The 20861-nt window shown below is 33.6% G+C and carries 11 protein-coding genes; 2 read left to right on the forward strand and 9 right to left on the reverse strand.

Translation table 11 applies throughout. The features are described from left to right. Window positions 1-106: 106 nt before the first annotated feature. From JOE44_RS10625 to JOE44_RS10655, 7 genes are all read right to left on the reverse strand, one after another. A complete protein-coding gene (locus tag JOE44_RS10625; RefSeq protein ID WP_209785563.1) occupies window positions 107-586 on the reverse strand; it encodes an SMI1/KNR4 family protein in 480 nt (159 codons plus the stop codon). Between the two features lies 1 nt (window position 587). After that, the gene (locus tag JOE44_RS10630; RefSeq protein WP_245169756.1) at window positions 588-4511 is read right to left on the reverse strand and encodes a DUF6443 domain-containing protein; all 3924 of its coding nucleotides are present in this window, start codon (window positions 4509-4511) and stop codon (window positions 588-590) included. Further along, complete coding sequence (locus JOE44_RS10635; RefSeq protein ID WP_209785564.1) at window positions 4495-7587, reverse strand: hypothetical protein; 3093 nt, start codon at window positions 7585-7587, stop codon at window positions 4495-4497. The genes JOE44_RS10630 and JOE44_RS10635 overlap by 17 nt, the downstream gene beginning before the upstream one ends. Before the next feature lie 2 nt (window positions 7588-7589). Beyond that, window positions 7590-9140, reverse strand: coding sequence for a T9SS type A sorting domain-containing protein (locus JOE44_RS10640; RefSeq protein ID WP_209785565.1), 1551 nt, complete (start codon window positions 9138-9140; stop codon window positions 7590-7592). Between the two features lie 714 nt (window positions 9141-9854). Continuing rightward, entirely contained in the window at window positions 9855-11936 is a 2082-nt protein-coding gene (locus JOE44_RS10645; protein ID WP_209785566.1) for a type IA DNA topoisomerase, read from the reverse strand. Between the two features lie 20 nt (window positions 11937-11956). Continuing rightward, entirely contained in the window at window positions 11957-13411 is a 1455-nt protein-coding gene (locus tag JOE44_RS10650) for a DUF3945 domain-containing protein (RefSeq protein ID WP_209785567.1), read from the reverse strand. A 98-nt stretch (window positions 13412-13509) separates the two neighbouring features. Continuing rightward, entirely contained in the window at window positions 13510-13791 is a 282-nt protein-coding gene (locus tag JOE44_RS10655) for a helix-turn-helix domain-containing protein (protein WP_209785568.1), read from the reverse strand. Window positions 13792-14266: 475 nt separating this feature from the next. Here JOE44_RS10655 and JOE44_RS10660 point away from each other — a divergent pair, with 475 nt between their 5' ends. Further along, a complete protein-coding gene (locus tag JOE44_RS10660) occupies window positions 14267-15229 on the forward strand; it encodes a hypothetical protein (protein WP_209785569.1) in 963 nt (320 codons plus the stop codon). Window positions 15230-15283: 54 nt separating this feature from the next. Continuing rightward, window positions 15284-16135: a hypothetical protein gene (locus JOE44_RS10665; RefSeq protein ID WP_209785570.1), complete on the forward strand. Its 852-nt coding sequence runs from the start codon at window positions 15284-15286 to the stop codon at window positions 16133-16135. Between the two features lie 12 nt (window positions 16136-16147). Here the strand turns inward: JOE44_RS10665 and JOE44_RS10670 are convergent, their stop codons facing one another. After that, window positions 16148-16978 carry a hypothetical protein gene (locus JOE44_RS10670; RefSeq protein ID WP_209785571.1) on the reverse strand — a complete coding sequence of 277 codons (831 nt, stop codon included), beginning with the start codon at window positions 16976-16978 and terminating at the stop codon, window positions 16148-16150. Between the two features lies 1 nt (window position 16979). After that, window positions 16980-20792 carry a hypothetical protein gene (locus tag JOE44_RS10675; RefSeq protein ID WP_209785572.1) on the reverse strand — a complete coding sequence of 1271 codons (3813 nt, stop codon included), beginning with the start codon at window positions 20790-20792 and terminating at the stop codon, window positions 16980-16982. Between the last annotated feature and the right edge of the window lie 69 nt (window positions 20793-20861).

Genomic DNA, 20861 nt, shown 5'->3' on the forward strand with positions numbered 1-20861 from the left:
ATAATATTTCAAACTTTTAAACAAATAAATAGTTATAAAAAAATAAACCCCTCTGAAGCGAGGGGTTTATTTTTACTAATTTGCACAACAAAATGCAGAATAATATTTATATGAAAATCTCTTCTTGATTGTTAAGATAAATATCTGTAAAATCTTCAAAACTATTAGCAACTACTTTATATTCTTCTCCACAAAAAGTAAAAATGCGATTTGTCGAAGGTAAAGTATCAAATAGTTCTATTCCAAAAGAGTAAAGATTGAATTCATAATTTCCAAAAATAAAAACATTCTTAAATTTTTGAAAATCCAATCTATGATACTCTGGTACTCCGTTCCAATCTTTAAATTCATTAAATGCAGTATTGATCCTGTCAATACTATAAAATTCATATAGATTATCTAATGGACTGCCCCCGCTACCGTTTATTAATAAAAAATACTGCTTGAGATCTGAAGGTACTAATACCTTGTTATTATTTTCAAATTCTTGTATTTGAAAATTATTGGCGGTTGTAAAATTATTTACCCCTTCATGTTCAAAATGATCTCTAAATAAAATCAATCGCTTTTCTTCTTTATCTTCCATATTATTTTAAGGCTTTATTAATCATTTCTAGTCTTTGAACTTGAACTTTAAGAGCTGTTTCAGTAGCTTTACCAGCGGGAGCTCCTCCAGTCCCATTAATTATCCTCGTGGCCAATTCTTTGTAGGCTTGTAAAGCTTTTTTACTAACCATTTCTTTCCCTCCAGATTTGAAAAAAACGTTCATTTCAGTAGAATAACCTTTTACTACAACTTGTAATTCTTTAAAGCCTATTTTTTTTAAATTATGTACGAATAATTTTTCAGTCAAAATTCTTGTTCCTGCTTTTCCACCTACTCCGCCAATAAAGTATGATCCTACTTCTGCTCCGGTTTTAAGTTCATTATCTAGTACTGGATTATATTCTTTATGTTCTACAAAATAATCATCATCACCTCCTGCTAACCCATTCAACCAATTTAAAGCTACACTTCCAACATTAGTAGTATTTTTATGATACTTCTTTCCATCAATAGTGATAATTTCCTTAAGTGCGTCCTCTTCAGTCATACCCGCGGGTATAGATCCTGCCTTTCTTGCATTTTTCTTTTTAGGGTCGTCCTCACCACCTTCAAAAGTACCATTCCCATTGTTTGTCCAAGTACTGGAACCTGAAGTATTATCCCACATTTCTTGTAAAGAACTAACAGATAACATTCCATCTGGATCAATAAAGTGTATAGGATTATTATAAGCGTAATGATATGGTGTCCATTTTCTCGAAACTTCAGCAAGTGGATCAACTACACCCCATCTACCAAGGTCAGGCATATACATTCTCGCCCCGAAATCATGCCAGCCTGTTTCCTGCATTTCCTTTCCTCCAAATTTATAGTTATAATAGCTTCCAAAGTTTGAATAATTTGATCCTCCAATATGGTTTAACCCAAATGGATAATAATTATTGACATCCATTGTCTGAACTACCCCGGCATTATTCTTTCCAAAACTTACTCTTACATTCCCTAAATGATCCTTATAACTGTAAATATAACGGTTTTCTGCAAAACTGTAAAATCCTTCCGAAGTATCTACAAAATCTAACTTCCAAGCTGCACTAGGAGGAAATACAGGTTTAAATGTTGAATAAGCCTGCTCTTCATAGGCTGTTTCTGTTTTACATGTGATGCAGATCCCACCATCATCTTCATATGAATATTGAAACCCATCCAAATAATCCGTCATGCGAATTGTTGGTAGCCCCATATGAGCTTGCTGACTATATGTTTTACGAAGTTTCATTCCATCGGCACGATACAAATGACTTATATTGGTTGTGCTTATATTTCCAACAGGATTAGTAAACTGCATACTAATTGAAGCAGCCAGATTCATATGATTATAAACAATGGATTGGATTCCCTTATCCTTCATATCGGTCATATTTCCATTGAGGTCATAGCCAATAATATTGTTTCCGCCTTCATATCCTGATGGATTGGGTGAGTTTTCTACCACCTGATTCAGACGATTTCCTGTGTATTTATACTCAAGATCATCTACCTGTGTTGCTGTAGTTCCTGATACAGGATAAGCATTCCTTTTCAAGGTCATAATATTTCCATTTAAATCATAAGTCAGATTTTCATTGAAATTATTATTATATGGGTTAGTAGCTCCTGGTTCTGAATAGATGGCATCTTTCAGCCTGTTAAGAGGATCATAAGTATAAGAGTACCTTTTCAGAGCACCCTCTGAAGCGTTTCTCCAATCTACTTCTGTAATATTTCCATTATATCTTCCCGAAGACAAGTTGGTATACACAGGATTGTTATATCTGACCTCATACCCAAATAGTTTCCCATTCAAAGCCGATGGATCATTGATCTTGGTCAGCCACCCTCTAACATTGTATTGGAAATCTACAGATTGTAATGGATTGGCAAGATCCGTTCCACCTACTTTTTTATTGGTAATCTGAGAAATTTCGTTATAGGTATTTTGGGCTAAAATCTCTGTTGGGTTGCTATCTACCTGATGTTTTTGTACCAATAACCTGTTTTGGTTATCATATTCAAACATTTCTGTGATGACTCTTTCAGTATCAGTATCTAATCGTTTATGCTTTGTTACAGTCTGCTTCGTAACCCCTGCAAAATCAAGTTTGGATTCAATATGGGTATACCCCCCCAGATGATTGATAGAATGATTTCCAATTACTCTTCCTTTTTTATCATAATAGGTATAATCTTTCGACCAGCTATCGTCATCAATATTCTTTACTAAGCTAAGGACAGGTAGACTTTTTGTACTTAACCCTTCTGCGCTAGGAATAGCATTTAGTGTAGGCTCTCCTAAAATATCCGTTGGAAAAGCAGGATTAAAAGTATATCCTGCAGGATAGGAATCATAATAATTAATGCTTAATACCTGTGCCAGACTTCCCGGAAGCGCCCTATTTGTATAATAAATTGGCATTGCACTTACGGTAAAGGAGTTGGCACTTCTTATCTCAAAGGTATAAGCAGATCCTGTGATAGTGGTCTGTAGAGATTGTCTTGTACCCGTATTATTGGTTATAGCTGTAAATGCAACTCTTCCAAACTGATCATATTTGGTTACAAGCCATTTGCCCTGAGCTTTAAGATTCGCATCCTGGCTCATCACCAATTGATCGGCCTTATTATAGATCATATATTCCCATCCTTTCCCTGGAACCCTTTTTTCTACCAATCTGTTCTTCTTATCATATTTGTATTGATAACACAAATTATCAAGAGTTACATCAGGAAATAAACCGGTGGCCAAGCTTTTAACTTCATCTGAAGCTAGAGGAGGTATCACATAAGTAAGGTTTCCATAAATATCGTAAACATAATAGGTGTCAGCTTTCTTTCCATCTACATATTTTCTTTGTAAGATAGTTTTTCCCTCATTATTAATGAATTCTTCTGATGTATTGTTGTTTCCACTTGTAGGGGTCCAATTTTCATCCTTGGTCACTTTTTTTATTAAGTTTCCTGCGTTATAATTGGAACTGAATAATAATTTAGGATTATAAATATCCTGAGTAAATGTCAGTTCAACATTATATTTTTTTACTTCGTCAGATGTCAAATTTACATCATCAGTAAATTTTATTTCATGTCCACTGTTTTTCTGCCAAACTGTTCCAGGTGCTGACTGCATCAAAACTCTGTTTAACGGAGAGGCTTCAAAGACTTTTTCTGAGAATGCAGGCTCACCATTATAAAAAGATGATGCTAAACCTGACAACACCGCAGCATCAACCAAAAGACCATTATTTTGTGCAGTCGGAACAGGTAAAAAATCTTTCGATTTCCTTCCAAAGTTATCATATTCAAAAAGAGTCACCAAATCCTTCCCTAAAGGTGTTGCTTCCTTGGCAACGCTCTGCAACTCCCTTCCCAAACCATCATAGTACACAATGGAAGTCTTTTTCTTCCCGGAATCTCCCAGGTCTGTAAGATAACTTACCGACATTACCTTATTCTGTGAAGTCCAGTTAGAAAGATATGTTGAAATATCTGTAGGGATGGAAACCGGAGTCGTTAAATTCACAGATATAGTTCCCGAAAACCCTGTTAAAGAAACAGGACTGGTATGATAAATGGCCAGTTGATTATCCACAATGAAAAACCGGTACCCTTTACCAGCAAAAAAATTTCCTGCCGGAATAGGAATTTCTGTATTGGGAAGCGTTCCCGCATAATCAGTTGGTGCTATTTTACCTTGTTTTAAAGTGGTTTCCGTAAAGCCAGCACTGAAACTAAGACTAAGCACATTATTGGTGATACTCAATGTTACCCCACCACCACCACCATTGGAGTAGGTGGTAAGCAGATTCCAATTGTAAGATTTAGAATAATTCGAAAATTGAGCTTTGATTATTGAGGTACTAAAGACAAGTATCAATAATACAATTTTATATGTTGATTTCATCAGATTATCAGTTTTTAATTTCATAAGTATAACTCTTTACAAGTTTTCCATTCTGATCCTTTACATTCATCAATCGTCCAATATTATCATAGTTATAATATTCAATCACACCTGATGAATTCATAATACTGCTAACCCCAAACTCATTCTTATAAGTGTACAGCGTACAAAGATGATTAGGCAGAGCGTTGATGATATATGCTTGTTGCTGAAGTATTTGGGTATAATCAGGTGAAATTACATTAAGCAGAGGCTTAAGTGTTGCCAAATATCCTAAAACAGTACTTTCATCTGTAATTTCAACACCTTCTATCTTCAATATCGGATATTTATTATCGTAACCATAATAATAGTAGGTATAGTTTCCAGTTGGTAGGTGTGCCTTTAAAATATGTCCGTCAGTATCATATTTATCAACGATCAACTTTTCCTCAAGTGCATTATTGCCCTTAGCTTCCGATACTTTTTGAGGAAATATTCGGGAAGCCACAGCAGTTCCATTGGCAGCTACAGTAGATACAAGTGCGTAGTCTGTCTTCGTTTTGTTTAACAGCTCCTGGTTGGCAAGTTTACTGGCTTCCACAACAGGGTATTCTCGTCGACTGACCATGGCAGTATATGGATCAGTACCATTTTTATCAAAAGAATATAGATAATTATCCGATATTGATTTTCCATTAGTATCTACATATGATTTACTCTTCAGGAAATTATCTCCAAAGTTTCCATAATCTATAAAATTATTGCTTTCGGATTTCTCAAAAAACTGCCCTCCACTTCCATAAGTCCTGGTCTTTTTTGAAGTCAGGTTAAAGTCAGAATAATATAATTCATAAGCGGTTCCGGCAATAACATATTCCAGAGTCTGCCCATTAGATCCTGGACAAGCAAGAAAAAATTTACCACTTAGGCCTCTTGCTGCTTGAGGAGAGGTTTCACTATAAGTGAAAATTTCTTCTTTTAAAAGACTATTAGCTGAGTTATAATACTTCTTCTCTTTCGGAAGACCTCTTTTATAGCCAAACTCCGTATGGGGATCAAAAATGGAATTATTCTGGCCTAGTTTTCCACTATTGGGTAAATTTGGAAAGTCTGAATAATTAGTAAAATTATTAACTGTATATCCATTATTCTCTGTTTTTTCAACCACTGTTGAATACTCAATCTGGGGTCCCATCAAGTTGGAAAGCTGTACTACAGATCCTATACTGAACTGGGTTTGATAGTAAGGAATACCATTTTCAGTAGGGATAAGAAAATTCTTTACGTAATATACATTTTTTTGAAGAAGTATTCCAGAAGATATTGAGGAATTCGCATCAACGGTGTAACTGTACTCTTTTACAATCTTATTTTGTGAATCACTAAAATCAGACATTTTCTTTATCCTTACCCCTCCGATAATTCCACTTCCAGAAACCAGACTGCTGTTTGAATCAAGATACTTGGAATACGTATGAGGCTCATATTCAAACATGGTATAGCCTTTCAAAGGATACGTAATTTTTGATAATGTTCCAAAATATACTTTTGCAGGATCTGTTTCCCTTGAAGGTTCATGAATTGTTGGCGAATTATAATCCAGAGAAAAAGGAGTAGACTTGTAATATCCGAAATGGTCTACATTAGTCGAAAGCAGACCTGGAAGCTGATTAAAGTTATTGTATTCAAAGCTATGATTAAATTGATTGTCAACAGTCAGTTTTTCCAGCTTCAATCTCTCAGTGGGAATATTATTATAACTGAAAGAAACCTGTTTTAAGACATTACTTTGGCTGTCTCTTGCTACAAAACCATCTAATTTCCTCCATTTCAATGCATTGATATACGAGTCAAAGTGTCCTGATGTTACGTTGGGATTTGGGGTAACTCCATTCTGTAATCTTTTGATATAATAGAACATCGCATTTTCATGATCTCCCGGTAAAGCAAAACCAGCCAGATAGCTTAAGACATTAGAGAAAGCATTATCCAGAGTAGGATCTCCATTATTATATCTGTATTTCAATGAATTGGTAACTGATGATGCAAAATTGATCGTTGTTGAAGATTTTGTCGTAATGGATTTCAAATAGGTAGGAATGATAAGTTGTCCAGCAGCAACGACCTGATTGCTTATGCTGCTTCCACCACTACACCCCACCCCCGGGACGAATATATTACCATCAAACTGTTTACTATATCCGCTAAACGAATTCGTATTATAAAAAGATGCCATATAGTCACCTCTTTCATATTCAAAGGAATAAATCTTTGTTCCTTCTTTATCATACACTTCTGACAGATACCAGGCATTTGCAATAACCGGATTAACCAGTTGATTATAAAAATCGGGAATGGTATATTCTATATTATCCTGTATACCTCCAAATATATATTTATTGCCCTGATCATCAATCATTGTAATTTTACCAAGAACCTTTAAAAATGGCCTTTGATTGAAATTATTGGTAGCAGGAAAGTTCATTGGGGTAATCTTATCATTCATATTGATCTCCACCTTCATATTATCTTTGGATGATACTTTCCATACTCCATCAGAGCCTAAAAAGAACTTCCCAACATGTCCCATGAAATTGAAAATAAAAATATCAGGTTCCAGATCTGCTGCTGGAAAATCAGCATTGGTTGCCCCTCCATTTTTTATGACCGTTGTCATATTACTAACACTATTCCACTGGCTCCCGTTAAGTGCTGGAGTATAGTAATAATAACCGCTTGCTATTCCCCACTGGCTGGAACCCATGGGAACATCATTGGTGTATTTTTCGTCAAATGAAGTTCCTTTAACCACTCTCGCAATCACACCGCCTGCATTGAATGTCCAGTTTTGTCCAACCCATCCCGGAGTATCCCCTACTCTCACCCCACCTGTATCATAGCTTACACTTATATCTAATGGAATACCATTTTCATTTAGGGAATATAAAGGTATGTTCACATTAGCTCTCCCAGAGGAGAGATCCATTGGGATATCACCATACTTTCCTAGAGAAGCAGCATTAGGAGATTGTATATTTTTGGGTAGTTGTAATGTTTGTGCCCATATCGAAACATTGGATATCAATGGCAATGCCATTAGTAAAAATATCTTTTTCATTCTTATTTCTTAATTAACTTCGCATTCGTCGTTTTATTCGTATCAGTTTTTATAGTCACCAAATATGCTCCCTGAACCAAAGCCTGGGTATTGATTTTTGTCACTCTGTTCTTAGTTTTTATATTTTGAAGCTGTCTTCCACTCATATCATACAACAAAATATCTGCATTCTTAAAATCGAAACCGATTTCTACATAAGCATAATCAGATACAGGGTTTGGATAAATCTTGATATCATATTGAGGAAGAAGCTCAGTTACTTGCTTGTCTCCTAATTTTACAATCTTCCAGTTTTCTTTACCCAGCTCTTCTGCACTGGTTCCTGCCAGAATAATAGAACCATCTCTGTTGAGCTTTAAATCTGAAAGTCTTTCTTCCTTCTTTCTGGATTCTCCACCCACGTGTTTTCTCCACTGCTCATTTCCATTCTGATCAAGATACAGCATCCAGAAGGTTTCATCATCAGTTTCTATTCTTCCCTCAGCCTGAGTATAGCCTCCTAGTAAGATTCCCTTAGAAGATTTATCATCTGTTGAATGAAGAACACTCATACTCATCAGAATGTCTCTATTTTTGAAATTGTAAGATTTCTGCCACTGCTCATCACCTTTTTCATTTAAAGAAATCAACCATAAGTCTGTACCCTCTTCTAATCCGACAGTTTTGTTTCCTGACCTTTCTGATCTGGATTCACCACCAATGATAAAGCCATTTGATGTCAAGGCTAACGTTCTGATATGATCATCATCTTTTCCTCCAAAGTTTTTCTCCCATTCTACTTTTCCGTTCTTGTCTAGTTTCACAATCCAGTAGTCGCCCTCACCAAAGTTTTCCGTCTGTTTACCCGTCTTATCTCCACTTACAACTCCACTTCTGGAGTAAATTCCCAGCAATGCCCCGTCGTCTTTCGTTGGGATCATCTTTTCAACTTCATCAAGTCCGCGTCCTCCCAATGTTTGTTCAGATAATATTTTCCCATCTTTGTCGAGTCTTACAATCCAGACGTCCTTAAAACCATAACCTTTAGAGGAATTTTGTACATTCCCCGCAACAAAGAATCCCTGATCTATAGTCTGGATAACTGCTTTAGCTTCTTCATTCGAAGAGGTACCTAATGTTTTCTGCCACAATTCATCACCAAATTCATTGATCCGAATGAGCCAAATGTCTGAGCCTCCCTTAGAATTTTCTTTTTTATCAAGTCCTTTTTGTGAATATGACGTCCCAGAAATCACAAAACCACCGTCCTGGGTAGTGACAGTTGAAGATAAATAGTCGTGATTATTTCCTGATAAATATTTCTCGAAAACCTGTTCTCCCTGCTGATTCAATTTTATCAGGCGAAAGTCATAACCATTGTTTTGCTTGCTGTTTTGTTGGAGTTTATCCGTTTGGATACTGCTTCCTGTAATAAGGTATTGCCCATCAATGGTAGTAGTAACCTGGCTTAAAAAATCCTGTGAATTGGACTTTATGTCTTTCTGCCAGAGTACCTCCTGAGCAAATATCCCCATAGTACATAAGAATAATGCACCCATGTAGAGTTTTTTCATGCTTAAATTGTAATTAACGTTAATGAATAGTGATTTATAATCGTGTATATTAGAAATACACAAACTGTATAGTATAATTATTGTTCATGGTTATGTTTTTAATGCCTGCAAAATTAAGATTTTAAAAGTTTCGCTCAAAGGAAATTTATTAACATTCTTGAATAAGACAAAGATATATCGGCAAAGCGACAAAATATGTCGTATTATATTTTTGCTAAAAAAATATATTTTAATAAGTTTTTATACCTCCTATGGAATAGGAGGTCTTTATTTGGTGGAGTTGTCTTTTTGAATTCTGAAATGATTCTGAAAGAAGGAATAATGGCTTTAAAACCAGAAGTGACAATATCAGAAATTAAAAGAACAAACGAAATTTACAATATAACTCATCGATGAGACCTGTTGCGAAAGAATATGATATGATTTAATTTTGCAACTGATTCTCATGTTTAAATTTGAGTTTTCATGGTTATTAGTTTTTTATCCTCGGTTATCCGGGGATTTTTTATATTTGTGGACTTGAATATTCAAGTTTTACTGATTTTACAAAAGAGCTTCCTTCGAGAGGTTTTATATATTAATGTAAAATCATCATGGAAACAAAAGGAATAATTATACGAAACTAACATAGGCATTCAATCATAATAACAATAAGGTAACTACAGGCTCAAAAAATGAAATTATAATGATTACAGAATAGTACTGCTTCACTTTTTACTTAAGAAACAGAAATGAAGTTCCAAAATCTCCTTTTAAAATTATAAATGCATCAAAATTTTTACCGTTTTTACTCTTCATATTTTTGATTAATGATGTTTTGTTTTGAGTTAATAGTAAAGTAAGATCTTTACTACTGAGTTGTACTCCGCATATGGTTCTAAAGAGAGTCCAGTTGCACTGCTCATCGGGACATTTTACGATTTTCTCTTTGATAATAAGATGATGCTGTTGGCATTTAGGGCATTTCAATTGTGGGGTGTTTTCTTGGGGAATATGGAGTGATAAAAGTTCGTTGGTGATTTCAGTTGTATAGTGTTGGATGTCATTGATGAATTGAGTTTTATTGAGTTCACCTTTTTCAATTCTATCCAGTGCTATTTCCCACTCTGCGGTCATTTGGACATTGGCTATTTTTTTGTCTTTGACAAGGTTGTAAACCTGTAAGCCTTTATCGGTGGGATGTAGGGTTTTACTTTTTCTGATGATGTAGTTTCTGCTGAGCAGCGTTTCGATTATCGATGCCCTGGTGGCTGGTGTTCCGATGCCGATATTGGATAGCGCTTTCTGTTCTTCTTTGTTTTCAATAGATCGGCCTGCATTTTCCATCGCCGATAAAAGGTCGGCCTCTGTATATAGCTTGGGGGGTTGCGTTACTTTTTCCAATAATTCTGTTTTTGATATTTTGAGCTCATCTCCGATTTTGAATTCCGGAAGTTCAGTAAGGGCTTCATCTTTATTATCGGAATTTTCATTCTCAGAAAGAATCCCTTTGATGGCTCGCCAGCCCGTGTTGAGTATTTTTGATCCCTTGATCTGGAATTCGTAATGATGGACTTTTATCTGGATTTGGGTGACTTGTTTTATACAGGTGTGGGATAGGGATTCCAATAAACGGCAAGCAATCATCTCGTAAATGGCTTTTTCCGTAGCGCTAAGTGCAGAAGGTGTTTTAGTGGTTATGAGTAATCCGTGATGGTCGGTAACTTTTAGATCATTAACGATACGCTTGTTGAAGTTTCCGAATTTTAAATGGGTTATGGTGGCTTTGAAGGGTTCGGTCTGATTCAGTATTCTGACCAGCTCAGGTATATCAGTCCATACATCTTCAGGAATATACTTGCTTCCGGTTCTGGGATAAGTGATGAACTGTTTCTCATAGAGGCTTTGGGCTGTTTGTAAAACCTCATCAGCAGAAAGCCCCAGTTTTCTGTTGGCTTCTTTCTGTAATTCAGTGAGGTCGAAAAGTAATGGAGATTGCTCCTGTACTCTTTTAACAGATACATCTTCTACAATAGCTCTTCCCTCCCGCTCTATAATCTTTTGGATTTGTTCTGCCTGCTTTTTTTCTTCCCATTGTAATAGCGAAAGACTGGTGAAGTCTGTATATTCTTTTCTGTGGCTCAGCTGAATTTGAAAGTATTTTTGCTTGGTGAAGTTTTGATGCTGAAGAAACCGTTGACAGATTAAAGCAAGGGTTGGTGTCTGCACTCTGCCTAATGAATAAACATCTTGGTTTCCTGCGATGGTTAATGCCTGGGTTGCATTGATTCCTACCAGCCAGTCCGCTTCACTTCTGGCTTTAGCAGCTTGATACAAACCGTCAAAGGCATCGCCTGGCTGAAGGCTTTTAAAACCATCCTGTATTGCTTTTTCTGTCAGGGAACTGATCCAGAGTCTTTCAAAAGGTTTGTTGCATTGTAGGTAATGATAGATATAACGGAAGATCAGCTCTCCTTCCCTTCCTGCATCGGTGGCGACAATAATACTGCTGCATTGCTTGATGACTTGTTGTATGGTGTTGAGTTGTTTTAAAGCGGAAGGATCAGGCTCATAGCCTTTTGCTTTCTTTAGTTTTTTGGGAGTTAGAATAAAAGGGTTGGGAAAGATAGGCAAAGAGGCTTTGTTAAAGCCTCTTATACCATAATCTTCCGGCATTCCTAACGATATCAAATGTCCCAATGCCCACGTAACACAGTATCCGTTACCGAACAGATAGCCGTCTTTCTTTTCATGGGCTCTTAATAATTGTGCGATTTCTCTTGCGACACTCGGTTTTTCTGCGATGATTGCTTTCATATGATGGATTTAGATGTTTATTATAGTTTGGGTCCTCTTGGTTTTCTAACCTTTTTTTGCTGGTCTTCCTGCTGTTGACTGGCAGGCTGCTGCTGTTTGGATTCTAAAGGCTCTTTCACATTTTTAGTAGCTTCATTGGTTTTACCCTGAGAATTAACCGCAGTTTGGGTCTTTTGATCTTCTGAAGGTTTTGCCTGCTCTTTAAGTTTATTAGGATGGGTAAAGGAGAAATCGGTTTTGGAAGTTTCTTTGTTGAAGGTAATATAGCCTTGATAGGTTTTACCTTTAGCATCGGTAAGACCGTCAACGTAAACGGTTTGCCCGGCTTTGAATTTTTCATATTGTGAATCGTCCAGTTCTTTTCCTCTGAATATTTTGGGCGCTTCTTTATCGGTAGGTTGAGTTTGTTGTTGGTTATGATGATGTTGTTGACTTTGTTGTGGTGTGTGATTATTGTTGAACATAAACTCTACATACCGCTTATCTGCATTGAACTGTACGGTGGCATCGAAAGGTTCTCCTTTTTTAGAGATCATGCCTTCAAGATACAATGGTGCTCCTTCCAGTAACGTTTGTTTCTGATGTTCATCAAGCCTAATTCCTTTGATTTCATCAGGAATTTTCATGTACTCCGCTCGATAGGCTACCAATTCATTGGTTAAACGATCACGGCTGATCACTGATGGAATAATTTCATCCGTCTTAGGATTGACCAGATCTACTACTCTGCCCATATTCCCGGTTTCCTTTAGATTCTTCTTGTCTTCATCCGTGAACTGATGACCCAGAAATTTATTATTGAAACTGGGCTCCTTTCGGATTCCATGCAGATGAACGGCAACCTGCCCTGTATCTCCTGTCTGAAGAGATAATCGAACATCCATCTTACTGACTGCTGTTCCCAGATTAATAGTGATGGGAATTAGTGTATTGGTTTTAAAACCTCTGAGTAATGCATCCATCGCATTCATTTTTTCAAGCTTTTCCTGATTAAGTCCAAACTTTTCCATCGTTTTCCAGTCGATCTGTTCCGGCTGAAAACGGTACTCCTGATTGTCTGTGTTGTTGTCCATTGTATTTTGATTTTTTGGATTGTTGTTATTCTTTGGTAACACTTCATAGTCTTTTAGCTTTTCTTTTTCTTCAGGAGATGCCTGATCGACATACTTCTGAAGATCCTTGGCAGTATTAACAGCATCGTATTCCGATACCTTGAAAAAGTTGAAATGCGTGGGATTTTTAAGCTGCCGGTAAAAATTGGAAAAGAAGTTGGAGAATAGATCGCCGTGCTTATCAACTCTGATCAGCGGCTCATTATCTTTTTTTTCTTGTGGAGGAATTTTTTGAAGATTCCCATCTTGATCAATTCCTTTGACCATTTCAACCTGATTGGTATGAATGTTCAGGACAAGGAGTGTGTCTGTTGATGGTTTGAGTTCTTTAGGTTCCTGATGGTTTATCAATTCATTTTCCATTGTATTTCATTTAATGGAACCAAGGTATAAGCTCAATTATGATGCTCTAAAAGATTGGAATGGTGGTGAATGATTTGGCTGTAGATGTCTTGTTACGATCAAGAGTTTAAGCATTCTCTGATCAATTGATGGACATCAGAAAGCTTATAATACAGCTTTCCGCTGATGGTATAGTAAGGCAGCTTTTTATCAGTCCGGTACCGCTGTAATGATCGGGAACTTATTTTTAAAAGCTGTAAAACATCCTGGTTATCCAGAAGCTGCTCCCCGTCTATTTCTATAAATCTGGATTGGTTCTTAATCATTTGTTCTTTCAGAAGATCAAATCTTTCCATGATCCTTTCCATCCAGGCTATAAATTCTGTTCTTTCGATATTCATAATGGTGATTTTTATGATTATTGGTGATGTAAAATTGAACAAGAGAAATCATATAAAATCACTAGTTTTTCGTAGTAACGAATCTTTTCATAATTTTTAGCAAAGTTTGAGCTTACATTTTGATATATTTTCACTCACACTCCCTTAGATCCGTTAAGTATTAATTTCTTGTATAAATAATTCACATATTGAAAATTGGTTGTTCTGCAAGTTCTTATATTGGATAGTAACTTAAAAGCAATAATTAAAAAGTGGTTATACATCTGACACACAAAAATTGGCCGATTTTTATAATATTTAAACTTGGAATGATTGTAAAAAAAGGAGTGGTAAACAAAGAACCTTAATCAAAAGATTATACGTAATTTTAAGCCAATACTTATGGGTAAAATTAACATGATCTTCCTTTTTTTGGTATTAAAGTTTTATCAATTGGTATTATAAAACGATCCAATGAAAACTTCTAAAATTAAATATGCATACAGGAATCTTATACAACGATATCGAATTGGGATATTCTCCAATTAGTTCTTATCATCTAGGGTTATTAACACGGAACAAAAATTTCTATAAGAATGTTATAGATAGTCATTTATATATTATTGCACAAAGAAAAGAAATCACTTTTCATAAATTATCTTACTCAAAGAAAAGTATAAAATTTGAAATCCATCAAGAACATAATAATAAGATTATCAACTGTGAGCTTCCGTTAGACCAAGATGGTTTTAGACTAGATTTAAAAAAAGATATACAGTTTCGAATACATGACAGAAGAAACACTTTAGAAAAAAAAATAGAATATCCTTTTGATGGAATGCAGGCATTTTCTATATACGAAAAAGATATGTCAACCCAAAAGAGTGAATTAGCCGTTTGGTTTTCACCAGATAAACTTTTTTACCATCATTGGAAAGGTGATCTTATCGCTAAATTTTCCGATGATTATCGTGATATGCTTCATTTCAATATACATTATGTAGGCAAATCTACAGAACAAAATATTTGTAAAAGATTGTCAAATCATTCAACTTTTCAGGAAATATTAATCAATGAAACTCCTCTTAGTTATGGTAATATTCCATCAAATGAGATTATGGTTCTTCTTATGAGGATATGTGATAATAATAGTATTGTTAGCTGGGGTAAAGAAGCCACACCGGAAGAAATGGCCGACTTTATCCTAAATTATAAACTTCCTAGTGATAAAATGGTTTCATTAGATGCTGAAAAAGCTTTAATAAAACATCTACAACCTCACTACAATAAGATTCTTTATCACTCCTTTCCTCAAAACAATGATCTTGTTAATATGGATTATCATTCTGTAATCTTATATGCTTTCCGTGATCCCATTTCTTTATTGTACAATCAAGGAGTTATGAAAGGTGGAAAATTTGGAGAAGAGCGGGACTATATTGCTGTAGAAAGAAATTAATTAAAACAACTCTTATTCCCTTGTTTGTAAATCAAATAATATTAAATCATTGAAATGAACAAAGACCTAGTAAAACTATTCCCGACCATTAATAATTCAATTCTTACCCATACCCCAATAATTATGCTGCCTATCCCTCCATCAGCTAAACCAGTTGGTTGTGGAATATATTTAAAAACACAAAAAGCCCGATATCTAATTAGTGCTGGACATCTTTTAAATATCCAGGATTGGAAAGGTTTGATAGTACCATCAGGAGGAACTAAAGTTTTAAATTTAAATGGTGTGCTAGCCACCACTTTTCAGAAAGGTAATCAATCGGATGATGTAGACTTTTCTCTATTTAAATTCTCACCACGAATGAATAAACACTTTGATGATCAACAATGGAAATTTATTACTCCTGAGCAAATCATTACAAATCACATTTTAAATGATGAGGGATATTACTTCATTGCTGGATATCCTGTAAGTGGTGTTAAGAAGATTTCTGGTAAAGCTGAATTTAAACCACAACCCGTTAAATTTATTACAGAAACTGTCGATCAAAGAGTTTATGATAAATTCGGTTTTAATAAAGATAATTTTATTCTAGTCAAATATAAAAGAAAAGTAGCACCTTTTGATTCTAATTTACCGCAGATAACAAAAGAATTAAGTGGAATTAGTGGCAGCGGTCTTTGGTATGTTCCTGACTTTAATGACAAAGATGATAATGGAGTTCCCAAATATTATCTTGTCGGGATTATGACCGAAAATCATAAAGATAAAGGTTTTTTAGTTGCAATAAAAATTGATTTTATAACCGAACTAATGATACAACTTTTTCAAGACCTCTCATTTGAACATACTAGATTCGATATCACCAAAAAGTTAAAGGAAATCATTATAGATCACGATTTATAAATATGATAAGAATTAAAATGGTAAATTTCGACTTGTAGTAACTTCATTAATCAATGTCGTAATTAAGTCGCTAATAAATGAACTCAATTGCTCGACAATAGTTTGAGTAAATACCTTAAGTTCAAGTTGTGGCGAATTACTTGAAAAAGTTTTATTACAAAAAAGCGTTATCATGTAGCCGTTAGAGTTGAATAATAAATTGGTCTTATATCCATGAATATAGGCATTTCTCAGTAAATTTATAGTTTCTAAGTACATATTAAAAAAATGCTCATAACTCTGAATGCACTGAATGAAAGGGGTAATAGTAAGATAATTTAATCTTAATAGTGAAGATAAATAATCTAGATACATTCCAAGAGGCATACTTAAAGGCTTATTTTTAGTTTTATGGATAATAACTTTTTTACCTAATATTTCAATTAATCGAACTATATTTTCAAATATTGAGGCAGTTGTAAGCACAAATGTTTGAAATTCATTATCTATTAATTCTTTATAGATTTCTGGAGATTCAAAGTTCATTATTTTAACAAACGAATTTGTGTCAAAGTAAAACTCACATGAAATCTCTAGAGGTAAAGTCGCTGCATTTCCATTTATTATCTGATCGTCTAGATCTTCAAAATAAACGTGATAAATAGTTTGTATTTTTCTTAATCTTGAATTTATACCATTCAGTAATTCCTTCAGGTTGGGCGAGGACTTTATTTCATAGATTGAATCAAAATCTGAATTTATAGAGGTGATTGTTGCTGATACCTCGTGTACATTAACTTTTTGAATTAGATGATTAATTTCTGAAGATAGATCAACTAGTTCAATTGTTTTATCTGGAGCCATACTATATCCAAGTTTCGTTGTTAAAAATATTATCATTGCTACGATCAATGCTACTTTGAATTGATTTTATTGCATTATTAAGTAGTTCATATGTGTTAGAAAACACCGAATAATTAGATATTTTTCTTTTTAAAACTTCCATCAGTATAATATCTTGTGAAAATGGTTCTCCTGGAGTTCCAATTTTAACTCCGGTATTAGTCAATGCCACATAGGCATTTGACGTAAGGTCTTCTAGACTATCATTTTCAGTTTTAACTGAGCTAGCATTTTCAAATATTCTCAAAATAAGGTCTATAAATTTTTCATCTTGGGCAATAAATTCTTGCAAAACGGTAAGTAATCTATTTTGTATTTCGTAATTCGATTTATAGTCATCTGCCAAATCGTCAATGACTTTAGCTAATGAAGGTGCTAACTCCTTAGAATCAGCCAAATATTCAAATAGTGATTTGGCAAAATACAATACTGTACTATCTTTCAAAGATAAAAACCAATCTACAGCATGTTTAAATAATACAGGTCTTAAATGTTCTAAGTCTTCAAATAATGCAGAAGAATTGTTTGCAGGAACAAAGCCATAACTATCATATACTTTTTTCGTTTTGAGAATATTTACCAATATTAAGAATCTTTCATCAAAATAATCCATAATAACTTTACATCCTTCATTTCTAAGAATTACATTCATAACCATCTCAAATTCATATGATATTGAAAATCTCAAACTATGCTGTAAAAGCAAATTTCTGGTCAAGTTATAATTAGAATCAAAACGATTCAAGTACATAAAAGTATATTCAGCATGACTTTGATGGCAGTACTCAAAAAAATCTAACGTTACGCGGGTCCCCAGTGTCGGATCATAAGCCATAAGTGTGGGTATCATTTCAGCAATTTGATAACCATTCTTTTCAGATTTTTTAATAAGTATTTTTTCTAGAAATGTAATTTCAAAATCAAAAATTTCCTTACTATATATATCTGTAGAACTAGAAAATATACTTAAAAATACATTATCCATTTGTGAGTCTTCTAATTCTAAAAGATTTGTTACAAGGCTAATATACATTTTAAGGTCAGAAGTATTATTCCTTAACTTTTGTAGAATATCTGGAGCGATTCGAGAAAATAAAAAAGTATCAACTCCGTTTTTTAAAACATCATAAAACTCCATTAAAAAATTATCATCTTTCAATATCAACTGCTGAGTAAATACATATAGATTAATAAATTTATTTCCTTTTAGTTCGTATGCTTGAATAAGTGAATTTGCAATTTCACTCGGGTTTTCTTTTGTTAATAATTCATTTATTCTTTTGCTTACTTCCTTTCTAACATCATCGTAAGACTTACTTCTATCCAAATCAAAATTTCTTGAAAGAATGTGGACAAGCTCTTCAACGATTGATGTTGCTGATAATTTGTTTTTAATATTCTGTAATTGATCTACATGTTGATGCTTTTTATCCCAAAATCTAAAAAACCTAAGCTGATCATTTAAAAAAAATTTTTCGGAGCTACTAAATTCTGTTGAATCTAACGTAAGAAAAGATAGAATTTTACTAACTTCTTTTTCTCCATCATAATGTGGTAAATTCTTATAATTACTAAAAATCTCTCTCGCTATATCAATTAAAATTTTTAGAATAGTTAGTCGATAATCAACATTCTTTTTTTGAAAAAGATTTAAAAGATTTTCAATTACCTTTTCCCGGACAAACCTAACGTTTTCATTTTCAGGAACCCTGTATGTAGTCATGCTAATTGACTTTCGGTCAATAGAAGATTCAGTAGTCATGAATTCCAGTTTCATAAATGAGCTGAAAACTTGGATCAGTAAGAAAGTTTCATTTTCATTCAATAATTTTTCTTCAAACTTCAATCGATCAAGAAAATCAATTTGTCTTTCCATCTTAAAACCATCATAATAATCTACTTTTGTAAAACTATAAATAGATCCTAATATCGAAGACATATTATATTTATCTTGTATTTCAAAAACAGCATTAAAAACAAAACTATAATTTTCTTTATTTATTAATAGGGAGGAAAGGTGATTCGAAATGTTGGTTATTATAATGCTTGATATAGCACTCTGAGAATCTTTATTTTGATTTAGTTGTTCAAGTTCTTGAAAAAAAACACTTTTTGTATCTGCTAAACGTTTAATGTATATAGTGATCAAACCTTTAGTTATTTCAGGAAAATGTCCTCCAATTTTAAAGATAGTAGAACTAATATCTAAAAAATCAAATTTATTTGATACAAAATTTACAGAATTTAAATATACATCTGATAATGCTTTTAACACCTCCTCTGTTTCATTATTTGAAATAGAACTACTAAGATTAATTAATATATTATTAATTTTGTTTTTGAAATATTCAATATATTTTGTCAGCTTTCGACTCTCTATATTAGAGACTAAAATATCACTATAAAGATCAGGTTTAATTAAAATTGATGATTTACCATCAAATACACCTCTGTTTTTTAAATAAAAAATTATTTCTTCAACTTCTTCAACATCTACTCCTGTTACTTCAGCAATTTGTTTTAACTCATCAGAATCATGAATATTTATAGGCTCAATTAGTGCTAAAATAGAAATGACATTTAGAATTTTATTTTTTGAGAAATTAAATTCTAAATTAATTTTTGATATAAAGTCATTAAAATGGTTTGTAACATATTTTTTTAGAAAGTTATCATTCCTTAATTGGGTAATTTCTTTCTTATTTTTTATAGCATTAATCATGGCAACAATTACAATAGGTTTACCATATGAGAAATGCACAAGTTCATCAATAAATGCTTTAAAAGTAGAAGTGGTTAGATAATGTAAAAAAAAGCTTTTTGTATCAGAAATACTCAACGCATTTATTTGATAGTTCCAAACGAAATCTAAGTTAAATTCTTTTAGTGGTAGATCTGTACTATTTATTCCTTTCTGTCTACTCGTCATAATAAGCTTAGCCTTATCTCTTTTTTTTGAGACCAATGAAAATAAATCATAAATGATATTATCTTCAAAAGTATGGGCATCGTCTACTAAAATGATATGATTTGTGTCTCCTGAAATCGCATAATTAACACTATCATAATTTATATTATGACTATTAAGCACAAGTAACACCCACCTTTCATTCAAAGTCTCTAAAGCTTTAAAAAATTCTAATATGGCCCTTGTTTTACCTAATCCCGCTTCACCAAATAAATTAAATACTATTTTATCTGACTTAATAAATTCAAAAAGAGCATTTTCTAAACTCTGATTCCTTACATAATAATTTGTTAGACTTATAGGAGATAATGGATCTTTATTTGCTAATTGTGAACTAAAGTAATCACGATAATTGGTTAGCTGAGCAGTATCAAATCCTTCGTCAAGCCATAATCGAAGCAATGGATATGCAATAATTTTGGTGTTTAATTTAGCACCATCCCAAATTTCAAATAAAACATTTCCATCAGTTATTTCGTTCCATAAACTCGTAAGTTCTGCTATCGAATTGGGAAGTAACTCTACATTTGTTAATAAAAAATAATGAGAGACATCCGAAGTTAATTTAGATGATTCATTTTTCAAATCACTCTTTAAACTTGATAAAGCAGTTTTGGTAGGTGTTGTTTTAAATTTATATTGAAAACGCCAATGATCGTTGTCTGTAATCATTTGCCCATCAATTCCTCCGTCCTTTCCTGGCGCACTAAATGGTACAAACTTATTTCCTAATTCAAAAGAAAGTAATACGTTACAAAAATGTGTGAAAATATCGGAATTAAACCGAGACCAATCAATAGTTTTCATTCAAGTTTTATGGCTATAATAGTACGTTAAAGATAATGATATAATATGAAAAAAAAATCTTTTAGTAAG

Source organism: Chryseobacterium sp. PvR013, from assembly GCF_017833095.1.
In the GTDB taxonomy this organism is placed as follows: Bacteria; Bacteroidota; Bacteroidia; order Flavobacteriales; family Weeksellaceae; genus Chryseobacterium; species Chryseobacterium culicis_A.